The 19,398-nt window shown below is 40.6% G+C and carries 18 protein-coding genes; 15 read left to right on the top strand and 3 right to left on the bottom strand.

The genetic code is table 11. The features are described from left to right. Window positions 1-49: 49 nt before the first annotated feature. On the bottom strand, window positions 50-1,336 hold the full coding sequence (locus tag KOLE_RS04105) for an ABC transporter substrate-binding protein (RefSeq protein ID WP_015868184.1): 1,287 nt from the start codon (window positions 1,334-1,336) through the stop codon (window positions 50-52). Between the two features lie 1,058 nt (window positions 1,337-2,394). Here KOLE_RS04105 and KOLE_RS04100 point away from each other — a divergent pair. The 9 genes from KOLE_RS04100 to KOLE_RS04060 all read left to right on the top strand — a co-directional run bounded on the left by KOLE_RS04100 (window position 2,395) and on the right by KOLE_RS04060 (window position 9,707). Continuing rightward, window positions 2,395-2,772: a DUF2089 domain-containing protein gene (locus KOLE_RS04100; RefSeq protein ID WP_015868183.1), complete on the top strand. Its 378-nt coding sequence runs from the start codon at window positions 2,395-2,397 to the stop codon at window positions 2,770-2,772. Between the two features lie 9 nt (window positions 2,773-2,781). After that, a complete protein-coding gene (locus tag KOLE_RS04095; RefSeq protein ID WP_015868182.1) occupies window positions 2,782-3,153 on the top strand; it encodes a hypothetical protein in 372 nt (123 codons plus the stop codon). A 26-nt stretch (window positions 3,154-3,179) separates the two neighbouring features. Continuing rightward, window positions 3,180-4,142 carry a DUF4097 family beta strand repeat-containing protein gene (locus tag KOLE_RS04090; RefSeq protein ID WP_015868181.1) on the top strand — a complete coding sequence of 321 codons (963 nt, stop codon included), beginning with the start codon at window positions 3,180-3,182 and terminating at the stop codon, window positions 4,140-4,142. Further along, the gene (locus KOLE_RS04085) at window positions 4,139-5,158 is read left to right on the top strand and encodes a hypothetical protein (protein ID WP_015868180.1); all 1,020 of its coding nucleotides are present in this window, start codon (window positions 4,139-4,141) and stop codon (window positions 5,156-5,158) included. The genes KOLE_RS04090 and KOLE_RS04085 overlap by 4 nt, the downstream gene beginning before the upstream one ends. A gap of 93 nt (window positions 5,159-5,251) precedes the next feature. Next, window positions 5,252-5,782, top strand: a complete 531-nt coding sequence (locus KOLE_RS04080; RefSeq protein ID WP_201029997.1) for an isochorismatase family protein — start codon at window positions 5,252-5,254, stop codon at window positions 5,780-5,782. Further along, window positions 5,779-7,080, top strand: coding sequence for a nicotinate phosphoribosyltransferase (locus KOLE_RS04075; RefSeq protein ID WP_015868178.1), 1,302 nt, complete (start codon window positions 5,779-5,781; stop codon window positions 7,078-7,080). The genes KOLE_RS04080 and KOLE_RS04075 overlap by 4 nt, the downstream gene beginning before the upstream one ends. A gap of 18 nt (window positions 7,081-7,098) precedes the next feature. Next, the gene (gene pdxS / locus KOLE_RS04070; RefSeq protein WP_015868177.1) at window positions 7,099-7,977 is read left to right on the top strand and encodes a pyridoxal 5'-phosphate synthase lyase subunit PdxS; all 879 of its coding nucleotides are present in this window, start codon (window positions 7,099-7,101) and stop codon (window positions 7,975-7,977) included. Window positions 7,978-7,979: 2 nt separating this feature from the next. After that, window positions 7,980-8,558 carry a pyridoxal 5'-phosphate synthase glutaminase subunit PdxT gene (pdxT, locus tag KOLE_RS04065; protein WP_015868176.1) on the top strand — a complete coding sequence of 193 codons (579 nt, stop codon included), beginning with the start codon at window positions 7,980-7,982 and terminating at the stop codon, window positions 8,556-8,558. A gap of 486 nt (window positions 8,559-9,044) precedes the next feature. Continuing rightward, entirely contained in the window at window positions 9,045-9,707 is a 663-nt protein-coding gene (locus KOLE_RS04060) for a class II glutamine amidotransferase (RefSeq protein ID WP_015868175.1), read from the top strand. Between the two features lie 434 nt (window positions 9,708-10,141). On the opposite strand, the gene KOLE_RS04050 is transcribed toward KOLE_RS04060, so the two are convergent. Beyond that, window positions 10,142-11,701, bottom strand: a complete 1,560-nt coding sequence (locus tag KOLE_RS04050) for a helix-turn-helix domain-containing protein (RefSeq protein WP_235599697.1) — start codon at window positions 11,699-11,701, stop codon at window positions 10,142-10,144. Between the two features lie 348 nt (window positions 11,702-12,049). Between KOLE_RS04050 and KOLE_RS04045 the strand changes: the two genes are divergently transcribed. Then, on the top strand, window positions 12,050-13,336 hold the full coding sequence (locus KOLE_RS04045; RefSeq protein WP_015868173.1) for an MFS transporter: 1,287 nt from the start codon (window positions 12,050-12,052) through the stop codon (window positions 13,334-13,336). A 5-nt stretch (window positions 13,337-13,341) separates the two neighbouring features. On the opposite strand, the gene KOLE_RS04040 is transcribed toward KOLE_RS04045, so the two are convergent. Continuing rightward, window positions 13,342-14,994, bottom strand: coding sequence for a hypothetical protein (locus KOLE_RS04040; protein WP_015868172.1), 1,653 nt, complete (start codon window positions 14,992-14,994; stop codon window positions 13,342-13,344). Window positions 14,995-15,194: 200 nt separating this feature from the next. Here KOLE_RS04040 and KOLE_RS04035 point away from each other — a divergent pair, with 200 nt between their 5' ends. The 5 genes from KOLE_RS04035 to KOLE_RS11080 all read left to right on the top strand — a co-directional run bounded on the left by KOLE_RS04035 (window position 15,195) and on the right by KOLE_RS11080 (window position 19,357). Then, window positions 15,195-15,350: a hypothetical protein gene (locus KOLE_RS04035; RefSeq protein WP_158303005.1), complete on the top strand. Its 156-nt coding sequence runs from the start codon at window positions 15,195-15,197 to the stop codon at window positions 15,348-15,350. 520 nt (window positions 15,351-15,870) lie between these two features. Next, window positions 15,871-17,532 (top strand): ABC transporter ATP-binding protein, encoded by a 1,662-nt coding sequence (locus tag KOLE_RS04025; protein WP_015868171.1) that lies wholly within the window; start codon window positions 15,871-15,873, stop codon window positions 17,530-17,532. Between the two features lie 471 nt (window positions 17,533-18,003). Next, complete coding sequence (locus KOLE_RS04015; RefSeq protein ID WP_015868156.1) at window positions 18,004-18,633, top strand: ATP-binding cassette domain-containing protein; 630 nt, start codon at window positions 18,004-18,006, stop codon at window positions 18,631-18,633. Then, a complete protein-coding gene (locus KOLE_RS04010) occupies window positions 18,630-18,908 on the top strand; it encodes a hypothetical protein (protein WP_015868155.1) in 279 nt (92 codons plus the stop codon). The genes KOLE_RS04015 and KOLE_RS04010 overlap by 4 nt, the downstream gene beginning before the upstream one ends. After that, window positions 18,902-19,357 (top strand): hypothetical protein, encoded by a 456-nt coding sequence (locus tag KOLE_RS11080; protein ID WP_015868170.1) that lies wholly within the window; start codon window positions 18,902-18,904, stop codon window positions 19,355-19,357. The genes KOLE_RS04010 and KOLE_RS11080 overlap by 7 nt, the downstream gene beginning before the upstream one ends. Window positions 19,358-19,398: the final 41 nt, after the last annotated feature.

Below are 19,398 nucleotides of genomic sequence, written 5' to 3'. Positions count from 1 at the left end.
AACCCGGTGACCTCTTGCAGAGGCCACCGGGAAAAATGGGGCCGTTCAATTATTTCCCGAGAATCTTTTCGGCTTCAGCTTGTGCCCAATTAGCCGCTTCTTCCGGAGTCCAATCATTTGCAAACATGAGGTTGATCGCCTTACCAATGATGAAGTTACCAGAAATCTTACTCATATCCATCAGTACATGGCCTTCATAGAAGTCAAACCTTTCCACGTTCTCGAGAGCAGCGATGATCTCCTGAATCTTTTCGCTACCGTACCTTTCAAGAACCGGATTATTAAGGAAAGCAGGATCCGCGGCTACCGACTTTCTCGTTGGGTTCATTCCGCCGGGAGCCATGTGGAGCCAGTAGATGTAGTTAGATCCGTCCATTAAGAATTTGACAAATTCTTTGGCTTCTTCGCTGTTTTTCGATGTTTTCAGTATTCCAAGTGCGACTACCTGCCCATAAGAGCTTGGCTTGATATTTATCATGTAATTGGCAAAACCGGTATTGACAACAAGCTTCGGGTCAAACTTATCGATTCTACCTCTCTGGACCTCTTCAACAGCGATATCATCCATTATGTAGGTTGAATAGAAAATCATTCCCGTTTCACCAGCGAGATAACCTTTTAAAGCATCCAAGACGGTTGTGAATCCGGGTTTTGAATATTTTCCAAGTTCCTTGTAGAACCTGAAAGCTTCAATCATTTCTGGGGTGTTGAATTTTATATTTCCTTCAAGGTCGATTGGTCTTGCACCGTTCGCAAGGGCTATTTCGGTGAATACCTGTTCTGCGTAAGCATCCGCTTTTTTCGGCAATATTATACCGTAAACACCATTTTCAGGATCATGGATTTCCCTTGCTGCTGTTAGAATATCGTACCAGGAAATAGGAGGTGTCAGTTTTTTCTCTGCGAACATGTCTTTCCTGTACCAGATACCCTGGACCCAGGCGTGGAAAGGAATCGCAAAGTAGCCTCCTTTACCATTGGAAAGGAGCCTGGAGGCGCCTGTGTAGATATCACCAAATTCATTAATGATTTCAGCGGCGAGATCTTCATTTAAGAGCCCCTCACTTCCGAGAAGAAGCATTGGTTCAATTCCACCTTCGACAACATCCGGAAGTGTTCCTGAAGCTTTGGCAATTGGAATTTGCCTCAGCAGGTCATTTTCTTCAACCGGCACAACCTCTACAACTATTCCAGTTTTCGCTCTAAACAATGTCGCGAGTGCTCTTATTCTCTGCATCCTGTTTGATTCGACTTCAGTAGTCCAGAAGATAATCTTGGCAGTTGCAAGTGAAGCAAACAAAACTAACACGAGCAAAAGAACAAGCACTTTTCTCATACTTAAACCCTCCCCTTTTGCGGCCAAAGGCCGGATTAAAATGTGGGTAATATGTATGAAGAATATTTTCATCATAAGTCTACCATAGATTGGTAATTTTCATCATACAGATTAGGGTGTTCTTTTGGTAAACATTTAGTTACGATGGAAGATGATGACGCTTGGAGCCAGCAAAGCTGGCTGAAGTGCTGGACTACGTTCAGGAGGCCTGCAACATTGTCAGCTGATAGGGCGATGTTCGAAGACTGAGGCTCACAACGTTGAAGTAAAAACCAGGTATCCACGCTGGCCGGTACTGCAGCCCTATTTCGCAGGAAATATAGAATCCCAAATCTTCGGTTCTTATCAGCCTCGCAATCGTCACCCTCTGTAAGCGTCAAACTTGTGAGCGTCCAGAGCGTTGCTCCGCACTTCAGCGTATGATCTTCACGTCTTTCCAGAGGTTGTCATCCTGAACTTGATTCAGGATCTCGTACTTAAGAAACCCAGATTCTGGATTAAACATTTCCAGAATAACGGTACGGGCTAAGATTCTGGATTAAAGATTTCCAGAATGACAGTGGCGAACTAAGATTCCGGATTAAACATCTCCAGAATGACAGGTATCCGTTGGCTTCTGAAAAATGACAGCGTCTGCAAGCCTCCTGGACGTAGTCCAGCACTTCGCAGCGTAGCTGCTTCCCGCCGAAGGCGCGTGTCAACTGCACAGCAGTTTGGGTCAACTCCGTAGGAGTTCGTATCACCGGCGAAGCCGGTCGTATCAATCCCAAAGGAATTCGTACCCGCTGCGAAGCAGCTCTCGGTTCTCGGACTCTCGGGTTCTCGATCTCTCGTTTTATACGCGTACAACCAAAAACGATTCTATATTCTCGCCCTCTCGCTTTCTCGGTTCTCGATTGTCACGTACAACCTACAACGTCTTTTCACGGATCTTGATCCTCGTTCTCTCGAATAAGAATTTTACTCATATAATTGACTTTTATCATATTTAAGTTGTATAATAAAAAGCAAAGGCTAAGGATTATGAAAGTAAAAATAAAATTTTTGGAGGTGATGATGTGAAAAGAAGACCCATTTCGAATTGCCCTGTATGCGGGGACAAACTGGCGATAACAGAGTATCACTGCGATAGCTGTGGTACCACGATAAGGGGGCGCTTCGAACTCGATGAGATTATGAAGCTCTCACCGGAGCAGCTCGCATTTCTCAAGATTTTTATCAAGAATCGGGGAAACCTTTCGGAGGTCCAAAAGGAACTCAATATTTCGTATCCAACGGCAAAAAACAGACTGGAAGATATTGTTAGGAGCATGGGATACGATACCGTGGATAAAGAACAGGAAGAAACAATCAAGATACTTGAAAAACTTGAGTCCGGGGAAATGAAACCTGATGAGGCTCTCGAACTTTTACGAAAAATTAAGCGCAGGAGGTAGGTGTAAAAGATGAATAGAGAAGAGATAATGAGGATACTGAATTTAATATACGAGAAAAAAATAACCCCTGATCAGGGATTTGACTTAATGGAGGAGCTTATTAAGGTTGTTGAAACCAAGCAAAAGATGGCGAGAAGGTTGAAAATAGAGGTTTTCAATAAATTAAAAAATAAGACAGAAGTTAATATAACACTTCCAGCAAAACTCGCCTCTTTTGCTTCGAAGTTTATGAAAGGTAAATCATTCAAGATTGGCTCTAATGATCTGGATGTAGATCTGGACATAGATATGGATGAACTCATAAAAGAGGCTATGAGTACAGGTGAAACGATCAATGTAGACACCGATGAATACAGGATAGAAATCAGATTTGAAGAGTGAGATTTGAAAAATAAGGAGGGGGCCTTATGAAAAGCTTCACCTATGAACTTGAGAAAATAGATAGCGTGTCTTTATATACCGCTTCAGCTGACCTGGAAATAATCTCCACCAAGGAAAACATACTTATAGCTGAGGTTGAAACAGATGAGGAAGACTATGAACCAGTTGTAGAAATTAGGGGATCAGAATTACGCATAAGATTCGAGAAAAAAGAGATAAAGGGATTTACAGGATTATTTCACAATATCTTTGACAATGAAAGAATAGAGAAAGCAAAGGTTTATTTGCCGGAAAAGATTGAAAGATTAAAGATAGGGACTGCTTCCGGAGATATAACAATCTCAGGGGTATATCTAAGTGATTTAAGAATAAATGCCGTTTCCGGTGATACAAGCATTTTCTCTGGATCAGCTGAAACTTTCAGGTTGGACGATGTCAGTGGTGATTGTGTCCTTAAGGATTTTAACTTCAGGGATGCGCGTTTTGGAACGGTTTCGGGGGATATCAGGATAGTTCATTTAGCACCAATGAGTAGGGATTTGACCGTTTCCACAGTAAGCGGTGATCTTGAAGTTATTTATTCTCAGAAACCGAACGTAGAAGTCCTTCTCTCCACTGTTAGCGGCGATGTCTTTTCGAAACTTCCATTCGTTAAAGAAAAGAAGTTCTACATTATCGAGGCGGATCCAGATAAACCGAGAGAAAGAATCACCATGAATTCTGTTTCTGGCGATGTGTGGATAAAAGCTCAGGAGGGGTTTGAAATGCCAAAAAGAGTTGAACCAAGGCAAGAGAATACTTTCGATGATTTGAAAGAGGAAATCTCTAAACCAATGTATTTTGAAGAAGACAAGGAAACAGAGAAAACACTGAAGTTGTTTAATGACGGGAAAATTACGGAAGAGCATGCGCGACAGATCCTTTCTTTGCTGGGATATAATGATGAAGAAATAAACGAGTTGTTAGGAAAGGGAGGAAAAGAAGAATGAGCGCATGTTGTGGAAAGTCGAAATATTTTGACGCTCATAACGAAAGGAGGAAAAGAAAAGTGAAATTTGGAGCAATTGTTGCTATATTCATAGGTACATTAATATTACTTTCGGGTATAAACGTAATCGATTTTTCTTTTTGGGTGCTGTTTGAACTCTTGTTTGCTGCTTTATTCATAAACAACGGTTTGAAGATTTTCAGATACCCGAAAGGTGAATACCTGGGAAGCTTGATTTTTGCTACCGTTTTGATAATCGATGCATTCAATATATGGGGACTGGATTGGAATTTTGGAGAGCTTTTGCTGGCACTCATAGGTTCCTATATGCTCAGTTGGGGGATAATGTCCCTTTTTAGAAACCCTCGATTCTCCAAGGTTCGCAAAGTTTCTTCCAGGCAACATATCTCTTTGTCCAGACCCATTGAAGCCAATACTTATGAAGTTGAACTGGATGCTAACCTTAGTAAGGTACTTCTTGTAGATGGTAAGGAGGACAAGGGTTTTGAAGTAAATATGAATTTCGATAAAAAAGATTTTAATGGTAATGTCCAGTACAACATGGACAATTCTAAAGCGAATTTAAAGGTAAAGTGTAAAGCCAAAGCGGGCGTTTCCAGTGTTCTATCCAAATCCCGGGTAGATGTTGAACTTAACAGCAAACCGGTTATATTCTTGAATGCTACCCTTGATGGAACGGATTCAGTGCTGGATTTTTCAAACATCAATCTCGACAGTGCCACTATAAGAGCGAATCTTTCGAGGTTATCATTGATTCCGTCTAAGATGCGTGATTCCAGAATAGAGGTGGAATGTGAGGTAACCTCTTTGAATCTTAGAGTTCCAAGGGATGTCGGCGTGACCATTGTGCATGAAGGCGAGCTCAACTGGAGTAGTTTTGAAGAGCTCATTCCAAGAGAAGAAGGATATGTTTCCCGAAACATAGAGCACGCAAAAGTAACCTGCCAGCTGTTCATCAAATCCGATATGTCCAAAATATCTTTTGAGTGGTTATAAACTGAAAGCACAGTGCATGCGGGGCGAATGCCCCGCTTTTTAATTTGTATTGAAGTGTTAGGGATTCTGCGATAGAATTGTTTCAGGGGTGGTATTATCAAAAGTTTACTCCTTATCGACCTTCAGAAAGATTTTGTCGAACCGGGAGGAGCACTCTTTGTTGATGGTTCCAGAAAGATTTTTCCGGTGGTGCTTGAACTGATAGATCGGTTCAAGAGGCAGGGTTTACCGATAATCACCACCATGGATTTTCATGAGAAGGATGACCCGGAATTTGAGTACTGGCCCCCTCATTGTGTTAAAGGGACAAAAGGAGTAGAACTTGCTGACGTCGTAAAACGTGAGCTTATAGGTTATGAAAAGCATTATACGATAAAGAAAAGGAAATACAGTGCTTTTTATCAGACCAAATTCGATGCGTTAATCAGGGAACTTGATCTGGATGAATTTCATGTAGCAGGCGTGGTGACCAATATATGTGTGCTCTTCACTGTCGAAGAGCTGAGGAACAGGAAACTTAAAGTGGTTTTGTATGAAAAAGGCGTGATCTCCTATGACAACGATCTTCACAGATTTGCTTTGAGGCAGATGAAAGAGGTGCTCAATGTAGAGGTGATTGAATGAAAAAAAGATTAGATCCGCGGGTATTCAAGGTACCAATTGACAAAATAAGAGCTGGTTACTATTCAGATAAATATTTTACCCGGTATGTCGAGGTTTTGAAAAAAGCAAATAAGTCGTCAGAAGTCCTGTACCAGTATTTCCCAAGGAATGACACGATAGTTGTTGGAATCGATGAGGCGCTTGCAATTTTAAGGTTTGGGACAGGATATTACAAAGACGAAACAAAGGCAAACGAGCTTTTTGAGAAGATCCTCGAAGTGGAAAGAAAAATTCAGTATGCCGCCTGGGATATGAACCTGAAAGCCTTGCATGAGCTATCGGCGAAGAAGTGGCAACTGAAACTTGAATTGAACAAATTATGGGTGGATAAATGGCCTGAAATTGAAGTGCACGCCCTGTACGATGGCGATGAATGTAAGGATATGGAACCGGTGATGACCATAAAGGGAGATCCCAGGTATTTTGGCTATCTTGAAACCATACTTTTAGGAGTAATGGCGCGCGCTTCATCAACAGCTACGGCTGTTAAAAAAGTGGTGAATGCGGCGAAGGGAAAACCCATATTATTCTTCAGTGCGCGGTTTGATCACTTCTGGACACAGGCGATCGATGGTTATGCTGCCCTAAAAGCCGGTGCTTTTGGCGTATCCACGGATGCCAATGCTGATTACTGGGGCGTTGAAAGCATGGGTACCATCCCTCATGCTCTTATAGCCGCCTATGAGGGAAATACTGAGGACGCTGCCGTTGCCTTCGATGAGTATATCAGTGAAAAAGTCAACAGGATAGTTCTCGTTGATTGGGATAACGATGTAATTAATACCACATACCGCGTTATTGCGAGATTTTACGAAAGGGCAACAGGAAAGAAATTTGTTCTTGGGGAAAGCGATCCTTCAATTGTTATAGGTCCGGGTAAAGGAAAGATCTGGGGTGTCAGGTTCGATACCTCTGGAACGCTCAGAGATCGTTCTGTTGTACCAAAAGATACTTCGTCTTTGGGAGTATGTCCGGAACTGGTCTGGAAAGCTCGACAGGAATTTGACAAGTACGGTATGAAAGATCTAAAGATAGTAGTTAGCGGTGGTTTCGACGCAAAAAAAATAGAACTGTTTGAGAAATTGGAAGTGCCAGCAGATGTTTACGGTGTTGGTTCAAAGTTACTGAAAGAAAAGGTAGATTTCACAGCTGATGTTGTTGAAGTAAACGGACGGCCGTGTGCAAAATACGGCAGGAAAAAGGGAGATACGTCGAGGCTTTCTAAAGTGGAAGTGGATTATTGGAACAATAACAAATAGAGAAGAGAGGTGAGTAGTATGGAAGAAAGGGGAACATGGGTAGTAAAAAAAGGTTTTGCTGAAATGTTCAAAAACGGGGTTATCATGGATGTCACAACACCTGAACAGGCTAAGATAGCCCAGGAAGCCGGTGCTGTTGCCGTAATGGCCCTTGAGAGAGTCCCTGCAGACATAAGAAAAGAAGGCGGCGTAGCGAGAATGGCCGACATCAGACTTATCAAATCGATAATGGAGGCAGTTTCAATACCTGTAATGGCAAAAGTGAGAATAGGCCATACCGCTGAAGCCAGAATCCTTGAAGCTATTGGCGTTGATTTCATTGATGAATCTGAAGTTCTCACTCCAGCCGATGATAAATATCACATTGATAAACATCAGTTCAAAGTTCCGTTCGTTTGTGGAGCACGAAATCTTGGAGAAGCAGTCAGGCGAATTGCTGAAGGTGCTGCGATGATAAGAACCAAAGGTGAAGCTGGTACAGGAAACATTATTGAAGCTGTAAAACACATGCGTACGGTGAATGAAGAAATAAGAAGAGTACAACTCATGAGTGATGAAGAACTTGTCCATTATGGAAAAGAAATCGGTGCACCTGTGGAGATATTGAAGCAGGTTCGTGAGCTGGGCAGACTTCCCGTTGTTAACTTTGCCGCCGGTGGAGTTGCAACTCCTGCTGATGCTGCGCTCATGATGATGCTTGGCGCAGATGGTGTTTTCGTTGGCTCTGGAATCTTTAAATCCAAAGATCCGAAAAAAATGGCGAGAGCCATAGTTGATTCAGTTCTTCACTGGGACGATCCCAAAATGCTTGCAAAGATTAGTGAAGACATTGGGCAGCCGATGGAAGGTAAAGATATTGAAGAGCTTGATGTTAAACTACAGGAGAGGGGCTGGTAAGTTTGAAAATAGGGGTTCTCGGTATCCAGGGAGACATCCAGGAGCACCTTAGAATGATAGAAAAAACGGGAAATGAACCCCTATGGGTAAAAAGCACTTCGGAGCTTGCGGAAGTTTCCGGGTTGATCATGCCTGGCGGCGAATCGACAACCATGATACGGTTGATGAAAAAATATGAACTCTGGGACGCTCTGAGAGAAGCGATTGCTTCAGGGCTACCTGTTTACGCTACCTGTGCAGGCATGATACTTTTAGCGCGTGAAATAATAAATTATCCCGAACAGGAAACTCTCGGTGTTCTGGACATAGCGGTTGAAAGAAACGGTTATGGAAGACAGGTAGCGAGTTTTGAAACCGATCTCGAAATACCGGCTATAGGGGATACCCCTTTTAGGGCGATTTTTATTAGAGCTCCTATAATAGAAAAATGCGGGGACAGTGTTGAAGTACTCTCCACGTATAAAGAAAAACCGGTGTTAGTTAAGCAGGGCAAAATTCTCGCATCATCCTTTCATCCCGAGCTAACGGATGATTTGAGAATTCACGAATACTTCGTGAAAGAAATAATTGGGAAAGAATAAGGATCGAGAACCGGGAGTCCGAGATCCGAGAAAACAGGACGCTTGCGAGGTTGTGCGCTGCGGAACAGCGGACACGAATCCCTCCGGGATTGTCACGAACTCCTGCGGAGTTGTTGCGAACTGCTGTGCAGTTGACACGCGCCTTCGGCGGGAAGCAGCTACGCTGCGAAGTGCTGGACTACGTCCAGGAGGCTTGCAGACGCTGTCATTTTTCAGAAGCCAACGGATACCTGTCATTCTGGAGATGTTTAATCCAGAATCTGGGTTTGTTTTAAGGTTGAAATTCTGAATCGAGTTAAGAATGACGAGACAAGTTCAGGATGACGAGTCAGACTTGTAAGGCTGTAATAGATCGTTGCTTTTTATCGTAGGGGCAGAACATGTTCTGCCCTTCGTGGTTAATATAATTTGCTATTGGTTGTCTTGCCCTCCCGGATCCCGGTTATCGAATCTCAGTCATCAAATCTCGTTTCCGAAGGTGATAACATGTGCAGAATGGTAGCTATAAAAGCTAAAAAAGATGTTGAAACAAAGATTTATTTTGAATTTCTAAAATCTATGGCGGTCGATGGAATAAAGAACCCACATGGTGACGGTTTTGGGGTTTTTTATGTAAGTCAGGATAGAGCAGGAATCCTCAGAGATACGGCTTCTATCTGGAGCACAGAATACCATCCTCCGAAAGCGTGGCTTTCTTTATTCCATGCCAGAAAAGCTTCTCCGGGATATAAAGTTAATCTTAATCACGTGCATCCCTTTATTGCAAGTATAGAGGAAAAAACTTATGTCTTTGCTCATAATGGGACAATTCATGGGATATCAAGCGAAAACGGGCAAATAGATAGCCAATACTATTTTTCGAAGATCCTTGAAAAACTTCAAAAAATGTCTCCTAAAGAAGCCCTCCTTGAAAGCGCGAAGGAAATAGAAAAAGAGAGAAAATTCACTTCATTAACCTGCTTTTTGAGCGATTTTGAAAACATCTGGGCAATGAAATATTGCTCAGATCCTGAAGACAGCTACCATAATCTCTACTACACTGAACACAACGGGGTAAAAATTCTTTCAAGCGAGCCCATCCAAAAATATATCGATATTGATATCAAAAACTTCCGGGAATTAGGAAATAGAGAGGTAATTGTTATTTGAGGCTCAATAACCGAGAATCCGAGAGCCGAGATCCGAGATGGCCGCTGCGCGACGGATACGAATCCCTTCGGAGTTGAAAAAGATTAGATGCTTGCAAAGTTGTAAACTGGTAAACGTGCCTTGAAAAACAAAGCTGTCATCCTGAACTTGATTCAGGATCTCGTACTTAAGAAAGCCAGATTCTGGATAGAACACCTTCAGAATGACAGTTTTTTCAACTGAGCAGCAGTTGGCACCCCTGACGTAGTCAGGCTTACCCCCAGCGTAGCAGGGCTTACCCACGCGCAGCGTGCTCACCAGCCGCATAGCGGCCATCTCGAATCTCAATTATCGTTGTTGGTTGTACGTTATACGTTGTACGAATTTTTCTAAACCCTAGACCCCAGACCCTATACCCGCTCTTGTATTTGTAATCAACTCCGCAGGAGTTCGGGTCAATCCCGAAGGGATTCGCATCCGCTGCAAAGCAGCGTTCTCAGCTTTTCCCTTTCCTTCTTTTTATCCAGCGCCCAGTAAGCGAGGGCGGTCTGGGTTTTCTTTAGCCTGTATTTCTGGGTGAAGGGATAAAGTTCTGCAGGAGGTTTGAGTCTCAGGCCCCAGTTCCTGTCGTAGCGAACGTAGTTTCTCATGAAGGTATCTATTACCCCTCTGTCTTTATCTCCGAGTTCAAGATACTTATGGATGAACTCTTTTCTTTTTCTCGCAGGTAAGGCCTTCAGGAATTTCCAAACAAGGTCTCTCCTGCCTTCAAGAAACGGATGAAGCTCAAAGAGTTGAGCAACGAATTTCTTTGTTTCATAACGATTTTCCGTAAATTCTCTAAACCTTCGAAGGTCTTCTTTACAAAGTTCCAGTGCGCGGGAAAGCGTTCCTTTTCTGCTCAGGTAAGGATAATCTTTCCTTCTGTTCAAAAGAGCGGTGTATGTTGAGAGGATTAATATTTCACGTTCGGATGGTTTGAGTTTTTCCAGTTCTGTTATCGCATTTTCAAAGCCTTTATCTATCTGAAGTTTTATCCATTCGTTCACGATCGGATAAGGATCGTTGAGTGGATCAACCTCGATTTTCAATCCTGTGATTATCTTCCTTAAAGTTTCACCCCTGACGGTTTGGGTTTTGCCGTTAATGAGTTTGCTGAGGTTATCCCAGGCAATTCCAGTGTTCCTACTAACAGCTAAAAGGTTGTTCATGCGATTCTTCAAGTAATCCCTTATGAGTTCATTGTTTGCGTATTTTGATCTTCTAGGATTGAAAACTGGGCTTTTCTTTTTCAATATGGTTGAGGTACTACTATTTCTGAAGCCGACAAACCGCTGTATTTCAGCGGTTTTATATAATGAAATAACGTGATTTTCAAATTGGATAGTTGCGAGGGTATCGAGCACATAAGGAGCGGCAGCTAGGTCTTCATCGTAGTAGCCAGAATAGTAGGAGGCCTTTTCTGCTAATTTCAAGGCACGTTCTTTCGTATCTAACTTCAAGTACCAGGAAAAATCGTTGAGGACGTTTATAAGTCCCTGCGGATCTTCGAGTTTTTTCGCCAGTTCATAAGTCTTTTCGAAGAGTTTTAACGCATTTTCTTTATTGTTGTCAAGAGCCTCTTTTCTTGCTTTTCCAAGGAAGAGCATTATCGTTGCAGTGTTCTCCTGCTCGTATCTTTCGCTCCACACTCTGAAGGCTTTGAGTTCTCTTTCGGTATGATAGATACTGTGATAGTTGATTAAGGCCCAGACGACTTCTGGTCTCACTCTTACCGGTATTCTGCCGAATTCTCTTCTAAGCCTGTTGTAAAGCTTATCGTTCTGTCCGGTTGATACGAGTAGTTTGAGAGAAAGTAGTAGATAAAAGAGACTACGGTTTTTCATATTACTCTTCAAGCCTCTTTCAATCTGAGACTTTGCTTTGCTGAAGTCTCCTTCACAGTAGTACTTAATGGCTCTGGAATAATGCTTCCATTCACTGGAAGGTTTGTTATCTATTAGCATATTTATCATTGGTCTCGAGTAAAAAACACCAAAGGCATGGTTGAGTAATTCAGGAACTTTACGGTTTATACGATTCCCTCCCTATAAATATCATCACTTCCATTTTCTATTCTAGTGTTAAGTATCAAAAAATCAAAAAGGATAATTGTTTATTATAATGTCTATTTGTACTCCGCTTCAAATAAGACTTACGAAATACTAAAGACTTGAAAATCATATATGCACAAGTAATATTTTAACTGACTAAACCCGAAAAACATTTTCCAGAGACCAAGAAAAACTCTTTTGAAAATTGGTTAAATGAATTTCTAGATTTTAACCAAAAGAAATAAACAAAAATTCCGGGGGTGACAAAAAATGTCTAGCTTGCAAACGAACTTTAGGCTTTATTATTTTGGAAGGTTAGTATCACTTCTTGGGAGTGGTATACAATCTCTTGCTCTGTCGCTTTACATATTGGATATCACAGGTTCTGGCGCTGCTATGGGTACTTTCTTGCTTATAAATATGCTACCACGAATTGTCTTTGCTCCTTTAGCCGGGGTGTTCGGGGATAGACTAAACAGAAAATGGCTAATGGTATACCTCGATTTGTTCCGTGGTATTATCATCTTTCTTATGGCTTTTCTTGCCTTTAAGGAATCCATGGGAATTATTCTTATTTATGGCTTTCAACTGATTATTTCCACTATGGATATCTTCTTCGATCCTGTTACAAGAGCTATACTGCCAGATATAGTCCCAGAAAATAACCTTACATCTGCAAACTCAATAGTTAATGCAACCGATAGCTTTAGTTACATTGTTGGTCCAATTCTTGGAGGCATTCTATATCCCCTTGGAATATGGCTCGTTTTTGTATTAAATGCCACGACCTTCGTTATATCCGGCATTAGCGAGATATTCATAAGTTATGAACAGACAACAGTAAAAAAGAAAATAACCGTCAGACAAATTTGGGAAGACTTGAAAGATGGTGTCAATGCTTTCAAAAAACTAGCAGGAGTACTTCGAATAATGATTTTCATAATGCTTACCAACTTTCTTATGGGACCAGTGATAATGCTTGTGATTCCATATTTTGCTAGGGAAATCGTTGGATTCAATAGCTATCAATATGGAATTTTGAATGCTTCATGGCTTATCGGTATTACTGCGGGAAACATACTTCTTGTAATCATTGCTAAGAACAAAAGTATAAAAAGATTGTTCTTAACCGGTTTGTTTTTCCAATTAGTTCTTTTCTACACTTTCGACACTCTTACTTTTCCACGGATGATAAGCTTCTTTGGAGGACCAAGTTGGATATACCTTATATTTATAGCAGGATTTTTCGTTGCCATGGGCTTCTTCAATGCTTTCATCAATACACCTGTTGGAGTATATTTCCAATTGGCAACCCCAACAGAACTTAGGACCCGTGTACTATCGGCAATCTCCCTTATCGCACAGATAAGCATGCCAATCGGTATGGCTGTTTACGGATTAATTGTAGATAAATATCCTGTACATTTAGTTATTTTTGGTTCACTTATTTTAACGACTCTTATCACACTGGTCTATCTCTTCACAAAAACTTTCGACTTTCTTGAAAGCAAACCAAAAACCGAAAATTCAATTGTTGAATCATCAGAAACAGTTTGAGGATTTCAAATAAATCTCAAAAGTCTATTAATCAGCTTTTTCCTTTCCTTCTTTTTATCCAGCGCCCAGTAAGCGAGGGCAGTCTGGGTTTTCTTTAGCCTGTATTTCTGGGTGAAGGGATAAAGTTCTGCGGGAGGTTTGGGTCTCAGCCCCCAGTTCCTGTCGTAGCGAACGTAGTTTCTCATGAAGGTATCTATTACCCTTCTGTCTTTATCTCCGAGTTGAAGATACTTATGGATGAATTCTTTTCTTTTTCTCGCAGGTAAGGTCTTCAGGAATTTCCAAATAAGGTCTCTCCTGCCTTCAAGAAACGGATGAAGCTCGAAGAGTTGAGCCACGAATTTCTTCATTTCATAACGATTTTCCGTAAATTCTCTAAACCTTCGAAGGTCTTCTTTACAAAGTTCCAGTGCACGGGAAAGCGTTCCCTTCCTGCTTAGATAAGGATAATCTTTCCTTCTGTTCAAAAGAGCGGTGTATGTTGAGAGGATTAATATTTCACGTTCGGATGGTTTGAGTTTTTCCAGTTCTGTTATCGCATTTTCAAAGCCTTTATCTATCTGAAGTTTTATCCATTCGTTCACGATCGGATAAGGATCGTTGAGTGGATCAACCTCGATTTTCAATCCTGTGATTATCTTCCTTAAAGTCTCGCCCCTGACGGTTTGGGTTTTGCCGTTAAGTAACCCTCTGAGTCTGTGCCTGGCGATTCCTGTTTTATTAGAAGCAGCTGTTATATTAGATATCCTGCTTCTTAGATATTCAATTAATGCCAATTCCGATCGGTAAGAGGAAACTTCAAGGTCAGTTATGAATTTCAAGCACTCCTTTAACATCCCCTCATATCGTTTGTATAGATAACCCTTCGCTGTTTCCTGAATCAGTTCGAATATTGAATATAAAATCATTGCGTTTTCACAAAGACATTCAACCTTTGTAAGCTTCAAAACCTCGTGGTATGTGTCAAACTCATTTATTACTCCGTTGAATTTTTCATAGTACTGACCGTCTATGTACAGGCATTTCTGTGCCAGTTTTAGTGAAAATTCCGAATCATACTCTCTTAAATACCACGCAGCATCGTTTAAAGAATCACTCATCCCCCCCGGATGTGGTATGCTTCTGGCGATTTCAAAAGCATCCAAAAATAATTCCTTCGCCATATCTAGATTTCCGGAAATTGCTTTTCTTCTTGCCATTCCAAGTTCGAGAAATACTCTTGTGGGATTGTGCTCGAGGTATTGCTTGCTCCATGTTCTGAATTCATGCATATCTTCATTACTTTGCAGTTCTGCATGAACACCTATCATCACAGTTGCAACAACATTCCTTGCTGTTTTTGGTATCTTTGAGAACCCATATTTCAACTGCTTATACAGTGAAATTGCTTGTTCAGTATCCAACCTGGATAACAATGCAAGTTTCTCTGCAAGGAGAAAATACGTCAGCGTTTTGTTCTTCCTGACTCTTTTTAATACCCTGTCAATCTCTCTCAGAGCTTTCGGATATTCTCGCTTCCAAACCAATTTGAGTATCAAAAAATAATCCAGCCAATCCGAGTCCTTCGAATGATTGAAGTAATAATTTAAAAAAGGTTTTCCGTAACCACCGTACTCCAAGAAAGTCGCAACAAATTCAGGGAATTTCTTGCTAATCAAAAATCACTCCCATTACACATTTTATATATTTTAACTTTACCATATGGACCGTTATGGGTTGAATTTTCCTGTAAGTGAAAATTACACAAAAATACTTGACTGTAAACCTTTACCAGAAATGCTTACAGAACCCAGCAAACTTGAAAATCATATGGTGGTTGATAAAATTAGGTTACAAAGGAGCTCAGGGAGATGATATTGTGTTCAAGAAAATTGCCATATTGTCTATTGTCCTATTCCTTTTTTCTGCAATTATTTTTGCTAGTCCAGGTGATAGAAAGAAATACACAGATGGAACCCCACCATCTACAGTCAACGAAAGCGTGAATGAAATTTACAGAATGATTCAGAGTTAAAGCTCTGCACCTTTGCTGGCTGATCCAGATGACGTGGTTGGACCAAAAGATGGTTCAAGCAAATGCACCGCGGAAAACGTATATGAAAATTCTTTGAGTTTCGATTTTGAAAATCTCAACAGCAATCAAGACACACAGATAGTTTCTGGATTATTACCTGATCGACAGTTGGAAATATTTGGACAAATTTTTTATATCTCCTGATGCGTTAGAGGTGGATTTTTTCAAAACATCGAAAACGCAAGAAAAAAGTTCTTCTGAAACCCCTAGCTCACCTGCGTTTCAGAAGGCAAGAAATTTGAAAATCATATAGAAAAATATATACTAGTTTTGAACGACTTCGGAGGTTAGAAAAATCGAAAGCGGTTGTTTAGAAAAAAGCGTCGGTCACTTATTTTAAGGCCAAAAGAGATATTCGAAGATTCATGGGTTTATATAAGTTTGCTTGATTTTTTGTCCAGTTTTTTGGGGAGCATTACAATTTCTCTCCTACCTCTTTTGAAAGGAGCATGAAAAAACCATGAAGGCAAAAGAATTAGTACTACTGCGTTTTGTCTTTAAATACGTAAAGTCCAAGATGAAACTGTTCATACTGGCTTTTGCTTTTTTGGTTGCGTTATCTTTGGTCTCACTTTTACCACCTTACCTCACCAAACTTGCTTTCGATGAAGGAATAATGAGCAGAAACCTGAATCTATTAATCAAATACGTCTTGCTGCTCGTTGGGGCGTACGTGTTGAAGAGTCTTTTCAACTACTTAAGTTCGGCGCTTTTTACATTTGTAAGCCAGAGCACACTCTTTGACATGCAAAAAGACTTAACGAACCGCATTTTGAAACTACCACTCGAGTTCTTCTCCAATAGCGAAAGTGGATACATCGTTTCGAGGTTCAAAGAAATCGATTCCTTGAGTCCATTGTTTTCTTTGCAGAGTTTCAAGCTGATTCTCAGCGTTTTCGAATTCATAGGAGCTTTAGTGATCATGTTGTCTATGAACGTACAACTGACTCTGTTATTGATCCTTGTAATACCCGTTTTCTATGTAGTGACCAGAACTTTCGAATCGGCCTTCGCTAGAGTCACCGATGAAACCATGGAGAAAGGGGCCATCTTCCATGGAAAAATACAACAGTCCATAAGCGGTGCAGAGGAGATAAAAAGAATGTCCTTAGAAGAGAAAGAAGCACAGAAGATAAACGAAGTGAACAAAGAGTACGTGAAATCAGCCATAAAATACGGTATTTTGCTATCTTTCGGCTCTGAAGCGATCATACTTCTTTCTTCTCTTGCAGGTGTTCTCCTGCTTTATTTGGGAGGGAGATCCATTCTTCAAGAGAGTATATCTGTCGGGACTTACATGGCTTTTGCTGGATACTTTGGAAAACTCTACGCTCCTGTGGTCAACTGGAGTTTAAGCATGTACACCTTCAAACCTGCCTTTGTGGCTTTAGAAAGGATCAGAGATTTCTTCTTGAGATATCCCGAAGAAGATGAAGGGACTGACAAGATCAAGATAGATAAGATAAACGAAATAGAGATGAGAAACGTGAATTTCCGATACCCCGATGGGAAGGAATACGTTTTGAGAAGTTTCAATTTGAAGGCAGAAACTGGAGATAAAGTGCTCTTGAAAGGGCCGAACGGAAGTGGAAAGTCAACGGTAATAAGATTACTTCTGGGATTTTACGAAAATTACGAAGGAGAAATTCTGATAAACGGCGTGAAGTTAATGAAGATATCGAAGAAATCCCTGAGGAGCCGAGTGTCGATAGTGTCACAGAGGATTTTCTTGTTCAACGATACCATCGAGAACAACATAAAGATAGTAGACAATGTCGACGATGAAAAGTACGAAATGGCCTTGATCAAATCAGGTTTGAAAGATTTCGTAGAGAGCTTACCTTTAAAGGATCAAACCTTGGTGGGAGAAAATGGAGTGAAACTCTCTGGTGGTCAGATACAGAAACTGGCGATAGCTCGCGCTATTGTGAAATCCGATTCTGATGTTTTCATATTCGACGAAGCAACGGCTCATTTAGATACAGATACAAGAGAACTGATCAAAAAATTTATAAAAGAAGAGTTGAACGACAAGATATGCGTAATAATCGATCATTCTGACTACTTCGATGACGCTTGTAATAAAATCGTGCATTTGACAAAGATTAATCTTTTAAGGTAATTGTAAGGAGGTAGAAAAACATGAATGATGTCTTGGTCTTCGAAATAGATAATAAAGGCACCTATGTATACCACAATATACTGCTCCCCTGAAGAATTTGACATATAAGTAGAGAGATAAAGTAAAGGCAAGGGGGTACAGATAATGGCAAAGAAAACCTCGATGGAAGAAAAGACGGCTTGGAAAACGTAAAGAAATCCAGGGTAAAACAGCTCGAGGAAAAAGTTGAAGAACTCAACAGTCAACGCTCACAGATTATTTCCGGATTATTACCTGATCAACAGTTTGAAATATTTAGACAAATTTTTTATATCTCCTGATGCGTTAGAGGTGGATTTTTTCAAAACATCGAAAACACAAGAAAAAAGCCCTTCTGAGCCCCTCATTCCACCTGCATTTCAGAAGGCAAGAAATTTGAAAATCATATAGAAAAATATATACTAGTCTTGAAACGACTTCGGAGGTGAGAAGATGACGGTTGCGTCTATGGAGAATGTATCGTTTTCTTTTGCCAATGGGCCGAAAATATTCGACAACTTCTCGTTGAGCGTGAAAAAGGGTGAATTTGTTTATATAAAAGGTCTAAACGGTTCCGGGAAGAGTACGCTCTTAAAAATCCTTTGTGGATTAATACCTCCAACAACTGGGAATGTTAGCGTTTTTGGAAAAGAACCACATCGTAACCCTGAAATTTTAAAAAGGTTGGGAATAGTGATTGATGGTATGGGATTATACAGAGAACTTAGCTTGAGAGAAAATATATTACTCTTCGCCAGACAAAAAGGTGTAACACCCGAAATGGCAGAAGAAGCACTGAAAAAATATGTAAGAATGTGGAACATAGATTTCAACAGAAAATACAAGAAATCCTCCCATGGCATGAGGAAGATAGCTAAATTAACACTCTCGCTGATAAATGATCCTGAACTTCTGATATGGGATGAGCCAGAACTCGCACTTGATAAAAAGCGCCATGAAACTTTAGTAAATTTACTTCGTGATTATAAAGAAAACGGTAAAACCTGCATAATTGCCGGTACAAATCCAGATATGTATCAAGGCCTCATAGATAGAGTAATAGAAAAAGAGGTGACAATATGAGAATTTTATTCAAGCATAGACACTGGATAGTTATACAGGCGATATACCTGATTATTGGTATTTTAAGCGCGTTAATTTTTAAATCAAACGGAAAAATGTTTGGAGGTATGGCCATAGGTCTGCATTTTATATCCAATACACAGGAATTATTGATACCAATATTATCACTGATGTTGGCAGATCTTGCTTTCAATGTGGAGTATGTGGAAGGTACATTCTTACGCATTTGCTGTGTGGGAAAAGTCGAACAAAGTGGATGTGGAAAAGATTGCTGACTTTCTATCTTTTCATTGTTTTGCAATTTTTTATAGCCTTTGCGCTCATTTCGATAGGTTCAGGAATGGTAACCGGAGATTTCACACTGAAAGGAATAGAAACAGCGGGTCAAAATCCAGAAATAACAAAAGCGCTTGAAGAAGTAAGTTCCAATATCTTGAAAACGATGGTATACGTTGCGCTGGCTGTGCTGATAACGACTTTTCTACCTGGGAAACTGATGATTGGCAGCATTATGTCAGCAGGGATTATATTCATAGCCATGAAACTCACATTCTTTTTGATGCTCAATTTTAAAGACAGCAAATTTTTGAAAGTTCTTGTTGATATGTTCTGGCTTGATGATCCTAAAAAGGCATTGATGTACGGAGCAATGTGGCTTGCGTTATTAACATGGCTATCGATAAAACGAATAAACAAAGTCGCAATAACCAATCAGGGAAGTTGAACAGAGGTGAGAAAATCGAAAGTATTTGTTTTGAGAAAAGC

It is taken from the genome of Kosmotoga olearia TBF 19.5.1, from assembly GCF_000023325.1.
Taxonomy (GTDB): domain Bacteria; phylum Thermotogota; class Thermotogae; order Petrotogales; family Kosmotogaceae; genus Kosmotoga; species Kosmotoga olearia.
The sequence above is the reverse complement of the archived record's forward strand: the minus strand, read 5'-3'. Positions and strand labels throughout refer to the sequence as shown.